Raw genomic sequence first — 10,930 nt, forward strand, 5'->3', positions numbered from 1 at the left:
ATGCCGCCTAATGCCGCCTCAGACGGCCTCCCCCCAGCCATTGTTATACCCGCCGCGGGCGTCGGTGCCCGTGTCGGGGGCGAACGCCCCAAGCAGTACCAGTATCTCGGTAACGCCTTCCTGATTGACGTCACCCTTGAGCGGCTGGCCCGGGCAGTGCCTGGCGCAGCCCTCATGGTGGCTCTGGGGGCCGGGGATGGCTGGTGGGCGTCTACCCGCAGCGCGGCGGCAGACTCCGTCCGTACCTGTATTGGCGGCGCCACCCGTGCCGAGTCCGTGCTGAACGCTCTGCAGGCGCTGGCACTTCCTGAGGAGCACCCCGTACTGGTGCACGATGCCGCCCGCCCCTGTATCACAGGAGGGGATATCCACGCCCTCATGGAAGGGGTTGGCAGCAGCGAGGCCGGAGGCCTTCTGGCCCAGGCAGTCACGGATACGATCAAGGAAGTGGATGGGGCCCGCCATGTGCTGGCAACCCGGGACCGGAGCCATCTCTGGCGGGCCCAGACCCCCCAGCTGTTTCCCGCCGGGGTGCTGGAACGGGCGCTGCTCAGGGCCGCGGCAGCCGGGGCGCCGGTAACGGATGAGGCCTCGGCGGTGGAATATCTGGGCCTGAAGCCGCTCGTGGTACCGGGCCGGGCGGACAATATCAAGGTGACCCATCCGGGGGACCTGGCCATGGCGGCATGGCTGATCGAACAACAGCAACAGGCCGGAGGGGCCGTAACATGATACGAGTCGGGCAGGGGTTCGACGTCCACGCCTTTGAGGAGGGCGATCATATCCGCATCGGTGGCGTGGTCATCCCTCATGATCAGGGACTGCGGGCGCATTCGGATGGAGACGTGCTGCTGCACACCGTCAGCGATGCCCTGCTGGGGGCCATCGCCCTGGGCGATATCGGCCACTGGTTTCCCGATACCGAACAGCGCTGGCGGGATGCGGACAGCCGTGCGCTGCTGCGCGAGGTCTATCGTCAGGTGCGGATGCAGGGCTACCAGCTGGTCAATATTGATGCCACAGTCATGGCACAGGCGCCGAAGATGGGTCCCCATGTGGATGCCATGCGCCACAACATCGCGGAAGACCTGGCGGTGAACCCGGAACGGATCAGCGTGAAAGCCACCACGACCGAACGGCTGGGGTTCGTCGGGCGCGCCGAGGGCATTGCGGCCCAGGCGGTCTGTCTGGTCGAAAGCCGTCGCAGCGGCGGGGGCTCGTGACGGGCTGGCGCCTGGACTGGCCGCGGGCCGGGGGAGAACCTGTCGGAACCGGCCGCATCCGTGTGGACCCGGGGGATTTCGGGGTCACTGAGAACCTGGGGTGGTCTCCCGACGGTGAGGGCGAACACCTTCTTATCCAGCTTGAGAAAAGCGGTGACAACACCGATTGGGTTGCCCGTGGGCTGGCGCGCCTCTGTGGCTGTCCTGCAGCTGCGGTGGGTTATGCGGGGCGCAAGGATCGCCATGCCGTCACCCGCCAGTGGTTCAGCCTGCCCTGTCCGCCCGGGAGAGCGGATGACGTGCTTCAGGCTGTTTCCGCGCAGTGGCGGGTTCTGTCGGTAGACCGGCATAGCCGCAAGCTGCGCACCGGCGAACTGGCTGGCAACCACTTCCGGATCCGGGTAAGAGATCTTGAGGCGGACAGTGCCGCCCTGGCCGCGCGTTGGCAGGCGCTGGCAAATAACGGCTGTCCGAACTATTTTGGACGCCAGCGCTTTGGGCGTGATGGGGCCAATCTGGAGGCTGCCGCGCAGCTGGACCCGCAACGCCTGAAGCGCCCGCGTGAGCGGGCCCGCTCCGGCATGCTGCTGTCCGCCGTGCGCAGCTGGCTGTTCAATGAATGGCTGGCCGGGCGACTGGCAGCGGGCGATTGGCGGCAACAGCGGGAGGGGGACCCGGAAACCTCTCCTTCAGGGCCGATGTTCGGTGACGACAGCTGCGGGGCCGAAGGGGCGCTGGCAGAGGCGGAACTGGCATTTGCCGGGCAGTACCCGGAGTTCATGGCACTTCTGCGGGCCACCCGCATGCGCCCGGCACGTCGCAGCCTCGCGCTGAAACCGCTAGACTGCGCTCTGGAGCAGGAAGGCGACAGTGCCGTTTTTGATTTCTTCCTGCCTGCCGGTGGCTTTGCCACGGTGGTACTGACTGAGATTCTGGATCTGGAGGACGGTTCCCGAACGCCATGAAATTGCTGCTTTCCAATGACGACGGTGTCTATTCCCCGGGGCTCAAGGCACTCTACGACGCTCTGGAGGACCTGGGGGACGTGCGTGTTGCCGCCCCGGACCGGGATCACTCCGGCGCCAGCAACGCACTGACCCTGACACGGCCGCTTTCCGCGACCGATGTACCCGGTGGTTTCACGGCCATCGACGGTACGCCCACGGACTGCGTTCATCTGGGCATCGGGGACATGTTCGGGATTGAATTCGACCGGGTCATCTCCGGTATCAATACCCACTCCAACCTTGGTGATGACATCCTTTACTCGGGGACGGTGGCTGCTGCGGTTGAAGGGCGTCTGCTGCATCATCCGCCGATTGCGGTTTCGCTGGCCAACCAGGGTAACTGGCGTTTCGATACGGCGGCGCGGGTGGTCCGCAGCCTGCTGCTGCGCCCGGATCCGCTGGCAGTGCCGCCCAGAACGGTCCTCAATGTGAATGTACCGGATGTGGATTGGCATGAGCTCAGGGGCTTCCAGATCACGCGCCTGGGCCATCGTGGCCGGGGGGAGCTGCCCCAGCGGGTCCACTGTCCGCGTGGACGCGAGCGGATGTGGATCGGTGCCGCCGGGGACGAGGATGATGCCGGCCCTGGTACGGACTTCCACGCCATCCGTGAGGGCTACGTGTCCATTACACCGGTGAAAGTGGACATGACCCACTATGATACGTTCCAGAACCTGAACGACTGGCTGAAAGACGGACTCTGAATGAATACCGAACTCCAGGGGATCGGCATGACCTCCCAGCGCACCCGGATGCGGCTGGTGGAGCGTCTCAGTGATGAAGGCATACAGCGTGTGGAAGTGCTGGACGCCATCGCGAATGTGCCCCGGCACATCTTCCTGGATGAGGCGCTGTCACACCGTGCCTATGAGGACACGGCGCTGCCCATCGGCTACCAGCAGACCCTGTCCCAGCCCTATGTGGTCGCACGCATGACCGAGATGCTGCTGGCTGCCGGCGCCACGCGAATCCTTGAGCTGGGCACCGGATCCGGCTACCAGGCGGCCATCCTGGCGTATCTCGGCAAGGAGGTTTACAGCATCGAGCGCATTGGTGGTCTTCATCGCCAGGCCCGGGAGCGCCTGCAGCGGCTGGGTTATCGCAATGCCCACCTGCGCTTGGGGGATGGCAGCCAGGGTTGGCCGGAAGCCGCGCCCTTTGACGGCATGATCCTGACGGCAGCGCCCGGGGATATACCGGCAGCGCTGTACGATCAGCTGGCGGACGGCGGCAGCATTGTGGCACCGCTCGGCCGTGATACCCAGATGCTGACCCTGATCACCCGCAACGGGGACGAATTCGAGCGCCGGGAGATTGAGCCGGTGCGCTTCGTGCCCGTGCTCGGTGGCGTGGTGCGATGAACCGGACTCACACCCAGTCCGCTCCCGGTATTGTGGTGCGAGGTTGTCTCATGGGGGCTGCGGATATCGTGCCGGGGGTGTCCGGCGGCACCATGGCGTTGATCACCGGTATCTATCAGCGGCTGCTGGCCGCGCTTGGCAATATCCCAGCAGCGGCGCTGACCCTGGTGCGCGACCGCAGCCTGGTCCGGGCCTGGCAGACCATGGACGCAAACTTCCTCCTGCTGCTTCTGGGCGGCATTCTCTTCAGCGTTGTGACCCTGGCGCACGGTATCGGGACACTGCTGGATGAGCATCCGATGCTGGTCCGTGCTTTTTTCTCCGGCCTGATCATTGGGGCAGTCCTCCATGTGGGGCGGCAGATTCCCCATTGGTCACTGACTGCCGGGATGGGGCTGGGCCTGGGGACCCTCGTGGCCTGGGGCATTGCCCAGCTGACGCCCGCCACCCTGGCCCTGACACCGTTGATCGCTTTTGGGGCCGGATTTGTGGCCATCTCGGCGATGGTTCTCCCCGGTATTTCCGGCAGCTTTATCCTGCTTCTGCTCGGTCTCTACGAGCCGATCCTCGATGCCATCCGCGAGCCTGCTCTGGCAACGCTGGCGGTGTTTGCCGGTGGCTGCGCGCTGGGGCTGGTCGCCATGGCCCGCCTGGTGGCGGCGACCCTGGCCCGCTTTCCCGCTGTGACGCTGGCGGTTCTGACCGGTTTCATGGTCGGTTCGCTTACCAATCTGTGGCCCTGGAAGCGCGCAGTGGCCTGGCGCACCGGCTCGGGCGGGGAAGCCGAGCCACTGCTGTATGAGAATCTTGCGCCCTGGCGCTATACGGAGCTGACGGGTGCTGCTTCCCAGACCTGGACGGTGCTGGTGCTGGCGTGTCTGGGGCTGGGGCTGATCCTGCTGGTTGAGTGGTTGGGTCGTTGTGGCAAGTCGTAACTGGTTGCCTGGCCGTGCGGGGCATACACTTGAGACGGATCACGCGACAGTCGGAAGTAACGCACGGCTTTTGCGTGATCTGTTACGCCCACTGTTCCCACAGGTAACAGTTCGGGGTGGGTGGGTAACTGAATTCTGGGTAAAAATTATCCTGACAAAAGAGCAATTTACCCGCGTCTCCTCAGAGGCTCGTGAATATTCAGGATTTTTTTAGAATAAAAATATAGAATCAATAGCGGAAAGTTCTAGTACGGATGGAGTTCAAAACGGTCAGAAAGGCTGTACGGAACCAGGCGGGAACCGGGATTCGAACAATCCGAAAACCGCTCCTGGCAGTTCTGGTATTGCTTCTGGTTGGTGGCTGCAACTCCACGGATCTGCTCCTCGACAGTGATTACAACCCCAGAGTGAACTGGGGGCATCACCGTGTCTCGAAGGGTGAAACCCTTTACAGCATCGCCATGCGTTATGGCTGGGATTACCGCAGACTCGCGGCTGCCAACGATATCGAGCCCCCCTATGAGATCCATCCCGGTCAGGTGATCCAGTTCGACGTTGAGGCGCCGGATGACTTCAGGCGCTCCGGTGGTGGCTCGGCTTCATCCCCATCATCCGGCACCGCTTCATCGTCAACCGGACGGGCGTCCGGATCATCCGGGCAACCCGCAGACCAGACGCGGGCGTCACCCCAGGCTTCCCGGAGTAACAATGCGTTACAGGCATCTGATGAAGCGTCATCCGAAATCGATTGGGCATGGCCCCATTCTGGCCCGATTATTGCGAAATATTCATCCGACGGCTCCGATGTGAACAAAGGTGTTGATATCGGAGGTGACGCGGGAGACCCCGTCAGGGCCGCTGCGGATGGCAGCGTGGTTTACGCCGGGAACGGGTTGCTGGGTTACGGCAACCTCATCATCGTGAACCACAGCGAGACCTTCCTCAGCGCCTATGCCCACAACCGGACGATCCTGGTGGAAGAGGGTCAGAACGTTGGGCAGGGCGATACCATCGCCGAGATGGGGGATTCGGGCGCCGACAGGATCATGCTCCACTTCGAGATACGGAGACGGGGCGATCCGGTTAACCCGATGCAGTACCTTCCGCGTCGCTGATCCGGGACTTGCGGCCCATAAGAAGTCGAACAAGGCCGGAAGTGTTCAAGGGGTAGATCAGTTAACGCAGGGTGAAAGCTATGTCGGAAGAGATGGTTCAGGAAGCAGCGCTCGATGCATCGGCCGAAGAGGCGGTGATGGATCCGGAAGAGGCCGTGGCCGCCAGCGAAGAAGCCACAAAGCTGGATGGGGATGCGGCAGCGCTTGAACGTGCCCGCTCCAGAACGTCGCGTTACAGCTATACCAGCCGCCAGCAGCAGGCGGATGCCACACAGCTCTATCTCAACGAGATCGGGTTTTCACCGCTGCTCACACCGGAAGAGGAAAAGCACTACGCCCGGCTTGCACGTGATGGCGACGAAAGCGGCCGCCGGCGCATGATCGAAAGCAATCTGCGCCTGGTGGTGAAAATCGCCCGGCGTTACGTCAACCGCGGCCTGACGCTGCTGGACCTGATCGAGGAAGGCAATCTGGGTCTCATCCGGGCCGTGGAAAAGTTCGATCCGGAGCGTGGTTTCCGGTTCTCCACCTACGCGACCTGGTGGATCCGCCAGACCATTGAGCGGGCCATCATGAACCAGACCCGTACCATCCGCCTTCCCATCCACGTGGTGAAGGAACTCAACCTCTACCTGCGGGCGTCGCGTGAGCTCAGCCAGCAGCTGGATCACGAACCCACCGCTGAGGAGATCGCAGAGAAGTGCGAGAAGCCGGTGAAGGACGTGAAACGGATGCTGGGGCTCAATGAACGGGTTGCCTCCGTGGATACACCCATCGGGCACAATGGCGACAAATCCCTGCTCGACACGGTTCCGGACGAAGGCTCGGCAGACCCGGCCGCGCTGCTGCAGGAGAGTAACATCAAGGGCTGCCTGGGGCAGTGGGTTGAGCAGCTCAGCGAAAAACAGCAGGAAGTACTCTGCCGCCGTTTCGGTCTGCGGGGCTACTCGACCATGACCCTGGAACAGGTGGGCGCCGAGATCGGGCTGACCCGGGAGCGGGTGCGCCAGATCCAGGTCGAGGCCCTGCGCCGCCTGCGCGAAATCCTGGAAAAGGAAGGGCTTTCCTGCGACATGCTCTTTGAGGGCTGATTGCCTTCGCCGCCCGCCCTCGCGGGCGGGCTCCTTTAGTCTCTGCCGTAGAGGCTGGCGCCTTGGTGCTGCTGGTTCGAGGGCTCCAACTCCAACGTCGTGTGCTGAATGCCAAAGCGGCTATCCAGTGTGCGTCTGATTTCCTCCTTGAGTGTGTGTTGTTCCTGCCAGATCGAATCAACGACGACGATGTGGGTGTCCAGAGCCGCTGTTTTTTCCTCCATCAGCCAGAAATGCGCATGGTGTACGCCTTCGACACCATCGAACTCGCGGATGCAATCGAGCACTGCATCCGTGTCGATGTCCGGCGGGCTTCCCAACATGAGGACACGAATGACGCCACCGACCTCGGTGGCGGAAAGCCATAGGATGTAGCCTGAAATCAGTAGGGTGATCAGAGGATCAATCAGCCGCCAGTCGTAGAGCACAATGAGTACGCCACTGACCACAACTGCCACGGAGGTAAGCGCATCGCTGAGGTTGTGCAGGAAAAGGGCGCGAATGTTGGCACCACCGTGCTGGATGGATCCGGTGAGAAAGGCCGTAAGCGTGTCCACAACCAGCGCCAGCACCCCCAGGGCGATAACCGCCATTCCGGCGACTTCGGCGGGATCCAGGAGGCGCATGATGCCTTCGAACCCCAGGTAGAGCCCGATCAGGATCAGGGAGGTGTAGTTGACCAGTGCCGCAACGGTCTCCACCCGACCGTAGCCGAAGGTCATGGCAGGATCCGCCGGTCGTCTTGCAATGCGCCGTGCTACCAGTGCAATGACCATTGAGGCCATGTCCGAGAAGTTATGCAGGGCGTCGGCAATGAGGGCAAGGCTGCCGGAAAGGATGCCACCCACAACCTGGGCAAGGGTCAGCAACAGGTTGCTTATAATGGCAACGCCGACCCTCCGGTCCCCTGCCGAGTGACTGTGATCATGGCTCATAGGCGCTCCAGTTCGGTTACATGCGTGTACGAGGCTCTCGCGAGCAGGCCGCCACCTTACCTGAATCAGATTCGGTACACCTTGTTGTTCGTTGTTTCTATGGTAAGCTATTCGACTGTAAGTGATTGCACCCTGCAAAGGGTATTGGATAATTGACGCCTATGCATCCACAAGCAGCTGCCATGCCTGTTGCGAGTCGAACACAGACCCGTCGGCTCAGTGTCGCACTGGTGATGCTGTTCGTGCTGCAGCTGCTGTTCGGGGCAGGGCTTCATTTCCATCAGTTTGCGGACTACGAGCTGTCCAGCTCTGATGCGGTTCATGCGGATTTTTCCCATGAGTTGCATGGAGACCAGAATGGCCTGGACGCGGACCCGGCAACCCGCGAGCAATCAGGCGACTGGTCACTGGATGTGGTGGTCAGCCAATGGCCACAGCCGATCCTTCTCACAGCGGCCCCTGTCGACGTGGGCTTGCAGCTTGTACAGGCACCTCAGCTACCACCACGCTACACCCTTCCCCAACCCCGCGATCCACCCCACGCCTGAACAAATCCAGTCCGCGGTATGCGTTTTCCGCATGCCAGATGAAGAATTGCGTATTGGAGAAGACCCATGCGGCACATGGTGAAGTGTGTCTGTAATGTCAGGCGTTTCCCTTGGGCAGTAATTGCAGCTCTCACGCTGGTAGCAGCGGGGCGTGTCTATGCCGGAACCTGGACATTGCAGCAGAGCATTGAGCGGGCGCAGTCCGTCTCGCCCCTCATTGAACGTGAAAAGGCAGCCCTTGCCAGTGAAAAGGGTGAGTACGAGGAATCCGGCGTCTGGCCGAACCCTTCCCTGAGTGTTTCGGCGGGCGACGCGCTTGGTCAGGAACTGCAGACCGATGACATCCGCGTTCAGAATGTACAGCTGATGCAGCCCATTCCCATTGGCGGGCGCACGATGGCGGATGCCGAAGCTGCCAAGGAGTCGGTTTCGGCGGCGCGTTCCGGCGTGACCAGTGCAGCGCTTGCTGTTGCTCACGATGCCGCTCAACTGTATCAGCGTTTGGAGCACGCCAACGCACAGATGACCATTGCAAAGCGCCAGACGCAGCAAGCGGATCGTTTCGAGCGCATTGCCCAGAAGCGTGCGGACAGCGGGGATATCGCGGTTCGCGAAGCCAGCCGACTTTCGGTGTTGGCCGCGAAGGCGGAAGCTACGCTGTCCGACGCCCGTCGGCACCAGGCAATGGTACAGGAGCGCTTCCGGAACCTGCTTGATATCGAAAACACTGATGACCTTCAGCTGAGTAGCGCTCTGGCGTTGAGAGAGGTACCTGGACTGATGGATCTGAAGTCCAGGCTTACGAGCCACCCGGCACTTCAACAGGCACGCCAGCAAACCGAGTCCGCGAGGGCGCGTGCGCGTGAGGCGAGTGCGTCGCGTATTCCGGACCTGAACCTGACGTTCAGTCACAAGCGGTTTGCACTGCGAGGTGAAGAGGAGAACGCCTACGCGGTAGGGCTGGGCCTGGAGGTTCCGCTCTGGACCACTTATGGAGGGCGTGAAGCGGCTGCCCGAGGCAGAGCTGACCAAGCCCAGCAGACCATGAGGGATCGGCGTCGTGACCTTGAGCGGCAGCTGTCAACGGCCTATGCGTCACTCAGCCGTTTGATGACGCGCCTGGAGCGCCACGAGCAACAGATACTCGAACCCTCACGCAAGGTTCTCAAGCAGAGTGAACAGGGCTATCGCGCCGGCAACGTCACGCTCACGGAGCTTATTGATGCCACCCAATCCGTCTGGCAGGCCGAACGCACGCGCGAGGATCTGCTGTTGGACGCACGTCTGGCGAAACTGGAATTGAAAGAGGCGGCCGGTCTGGCCCCTGGGGAGTCGTTGTAATGAATCACTTGAAAACGCTCATGATACTGATGCTGGCCGTATTGCTGACCGCGTGTGGCAATGGTCAGGAACAGAATGCCTCGCAAACAGAGCACAGTGAAAAAGGTCATGAAAACCATGCTCAGGAGGAGCAGGGCCATGATGGTCACAGTGAGTCGGGCCACAAAGACGGCGAAGGTCATGATGACCATGGCGGATCAGGCCACAAGGAGGGCGGCGAGTCTTCCGGTGAAGGTGATCACGGAAGCGCTTCAGAAGGAGAACACAAGGGCGATCACGGCAATCGGGAACTGGTCCTCTCGGATAAGGTGATCCGTGAATTCGGAGTCGAGGTTCGTGAGGCCGGTCCGGACAAACTGGCACTCAAGCGGACTTTTCCCGGAGAGATTGTTTTTGATGAGAACTTGATTACTCATGTGACAGCCCGTGTATCGGGGCGTGCTGAAGAGCTGCTCAAGCAGAGTGGTGAAAAGGTTGAAAAAGGTGAAGTGCTGGCGGTTCTCTCGAGCCGGGAGCTGGCCCGGGTACGCTCGGACTATCTCTCCGCCAAGGCCAGCCTTGAACTGGCCCGCGCCACGTTTGAGCGCAAGCAACGCCTGGCGGAAGATCAGATTGCCTCCGAGGCGGAACTCCAGGAAAGCCGTCAGGCACTCAGCGATGCGCAGGTCAAGGTGGAGCTGGCACGTCGTGAGCTTCGTACCCTGGGTATGACGGCACAGGGCATCGAGGCGCTGAATCTTGAGGGCAATGACAGCCTGGCCCGCTATGAGCTGACCGCTCCTGTGGATGGCACCATCACTGAGCGCCACCTCACCCGTGGTGAAAGAGTGGATGCCCGCTCTTCCGGGGATTCTCCCTTCGTTATTGCCAGCCGTGAGCAGGTCTGGGGCCGGATCAGTATCTTTCCCCAGAGTATTGATGATGTCAGGCCCGGCCAGAGTGTTACGGTCAAGGCGACCGATTCGAACGCGTCCGCGACCAGTCCCATTACCTACGTCACACCGTTGATGCATGAATCCACCCGATCAGCGAAAGCCCGTGTGGTACTGGAGAACGCCTCGGGTCAATGGTACCCCGGTCAGTTCATCACGGGCGCTGTAACGGTGGATACCGTAGATGCAGACATCGCTGTGCCCAAGAGTGCGGTACAGAACATGGATGGTCAGCCCACTGTGTTCATCCGGACCGGGAAGGGGTTCAGGGCGAGCCCCGTGAAACTGGGGCGCGAGGCCGACGGCAAGGTTGAAATCCTGGAAGGACTCGCCAGTGGTGAGCGTTACGCTGCCAGGAATACCTTCACCATCAAGGCGGAGTTCGGTCGCGACAAACTTGAAAACGCGGGCCACTCGCATTGACCTGGCATCCGACGGTCAC

At 61.7% G+C, this 10,930-nt stretch carries 12 protein-coding genes; 11 read left to right on the forward strand and 1 reads right to left on the reverse strand.

The window, feature by feature from the left end:
* From ispD to rpoS, 8 genes are all read left to right on the forward strand, one after another.
* On the forward strand, window positions 1–732 hold the full coding sequence (ispD, locus tag F3089_RS00770) for a 2-C-methyl-D-erythritol 4-phosphate cytidylyltransferase (protein WP_151438975.1): 732 nt from the start codon (window positions 1–3) through the stop codon (window positions 730–732).
* A complete protein-coding gene (gene ispF / locus F3089_RS00775) occupies window positions 732–1,223 on the forward strand; it encodes a 2-C-methyl-D-erythritol 2,4-cyclodiphosphate synthase (RefSeq protein WP_095617627.1) in 492 nt (163 codons plus the stop codon). The genes ispD and ispF overlap by 1 nt, the downstream gene beginning before the upstream one ends.
* Window positions 1,220–2,188: a tRNA pseudouridine(13) synthase TruD gene (truD, locus tag F3089_RS00780; RefSeq protein ID WP_151438976.1), complete on the forward strand. Its 969-nt coding sequence runs from the start codon at window positions 1,220–1,222 to the stop codon at window positions 2,186–2,188. The genes ispF and truD overlap by 4 nt, the downstream gene beginning before the upstream one ends.
* Entirely contained in the window at window positions 2,185–2,934 is a 750-nt protein-coding gene (gene surE / locus F3089_RS00785) for a 5'/3'-nucleotidase SurE (protein WP_095617535.1), read from the forward strand. Before truD ends, surE begins: the two co-directional genes overlap by 4 nt.
* Window positions 2,935–3,591: a protein-L-isoaspartate(D-aspartate) O-methyltransferase gene (locus F3089_RS00790; RefSeq protein ID WP_151438977.1), complete on the forward strand. Its 657-nt coding sequence runs from the start codon at window positions 2,935–2,937 to the stop codon at window positions 3,589–3,591.
* A complete protein-coding gene (locus F3089_RS00795) occupies window positions 3,588–4,526 on the forward strand; it encodes a DUF368 domain-containing protein (RefSeq protein WP_095617533.1) in 939 nt (312 codons plus the stop codon). Before F3089_RS00790 ends, F3089_RS00795 begins: the two co-directional genes overlap by 4 nt.
* Window positions 4,527–4,870: 344 nt before the next feature.
* Window positions 4,871–5,641 carry a peptidoglycan DD-metalloendopeptidase family protein gene (locus F3089_RS00800; protein WP_225741627.1) on the forward strand — a complete coding sequence of 257 codons (771 nt, stop codon included), beginning with the start codon at window positions 4,871–4,873 and terminating at the stop codon, window positions 5,639–5,641.
* An 80-nt stretch (window positions 5,642–5,721) separates the two neighbouring features.
* Complete coding sequence (rpoS, locus tag F3089_RS00805; RefSeq protein ID WP_225741628.1) at window positions 5,722–6,732, forward strand: RNA polymerase sigma factor RpoS; 1,011 nt, start codon at window positions 5,722–5,724, stop codon at window positions 6,730–6,732.
* A 35-nt stretch (window positions 6,733–6,767) separates the two neighbouring features.
* On the opposite strand, the gene F3089_RS00810 is transcribed toward rpoS, so the two are convergent.
* Window positions 6,768–7,667 (reverse strand): cation diffusion facilitator family transporter, encoded by a 900-nt coding sequence (locus F3089_RS00810; RefSeq protein ID WP_151438979.1) that lies wholly within the window; start codon window positions 7,665–7,667, stop codon window positions 6,768–6,770.
* A 161-nt stretch (window positions 7,668–7,828) separates the two neighbouring features.
* Here F3089_RS00810 and F3089_RS00815 point away from each other — a divergent pair, with 161 nt between their 5' ends.
* The 3 genes from F3089_RS00815 to F3089_RS00825 all read left to right on the forward strand — a co-directional run bounded on the left by F3089_RS00815 (window position 7,829) and on the right by F3089_RS00825 (window position 10,911).
* Complete coding sequence (locus F3089_RS00815; RefSeq protein WP_192497231.1) at window positions 7,829–8,215, forward strand: hypothetical protein; 387 nt, start codon at window positions 7,829–7,831, stop codon at window positions 8,213–8,215.
* A gap of 174 nt (window positions 8,216–8,389) precedes the next feature.
* Window positions 8,390–9,556 (forward strand): TolC family protein, encoded by a 1,167-nt coding sequence (locus tag F3089_RS00820; protein WP_192497232.1) that lies wholly within the window; start codon window positions 8,390–8,392, stop codon window positions 9,554–9,556.
* Entirely contained in the window at window positions 9,556–10,911 is a 1,356-nt protein-coding gene (locus F3089_RS00825; RefSeq protein ID WP_151438982.1) for an efflux RND transporter periplasmic adaptor subunit, read from the forward strand. Before F3089_RS00820 ends, F3089_RS00825 begins: the two co-directional genes overlap by 1 nt.
* Window positions 10,912–10,930: the final 19 nt, after the last annotated feature.

The sequence above is a fragment of the Halospina sp. K52047b genome (genome assembly GCF_008709855.1).
Taxonomy (GTDB): domain Bacteria; phylum Pseudomonadota; class Gammaproteobacteria; order Pseudomonadales; family Oleiphilaceae; genus Halospina; species Halospina utahensis_B.

Excerpts from the sequence above, each read along its gene's own strand:
- F3089_RS00795 (WP_095617533.1), top strand. The coding sequence starts at position 3,588 with ATGAACCGGACTCACACCCAGTCCGCTCCCGGTATTGTGGTGCGAGGT.
- F3089_RS00815 (WP_192497231.1), top strand. The coding sequence starts at position 7,829 with ATGCATCCACAAGCAGCTGCCATGCCTGTTGCGAGTCGAACACAGACC.
- ispD (WP_151438975.1), top strand. The coding sequence starts at position 1 with ATGCCGCCTAATGCCGCCTCAGACGGCCTCCCCCCAGCCATTGTTATA.
- F3089_RS00790 (WP_151438977.1), top strand. The coding sequence starts at position 2,935 with ATGAATACCGAACTCCAGGGGATCGGCATGACCTCCCAGCGCACCCGG.
- rpoS (WP_225741628.1), top strand. The coding sequence starts at position 5,722 with ATGTCGGAAGAGATGGTTCAGGAAGCAGCGCTCGATGCATCGGCCGAA.
- F3089_RS00810 (WP_151438979.1), bottom strand. The coding sequence starts at position 7,667 with ATGAGCCATGATCACAGTCACTCGGCAGGGGACCGGAGGGTCGGCGTT.
- F3089_RS00825 (WP_151438982.1), top strand. The coding sequence starts at position 9,556 with ATGAATCACTTGAAAACGCTCATGATACTGATGCTGGCCGTATTGCTG.
- surE (WP_095617535.1), top strand. The coding sequence starts at position 2,185 with ATGAAATTGCTGCTTTCCAATGACGACGGTGTCTATTCCCCGGGGCTC.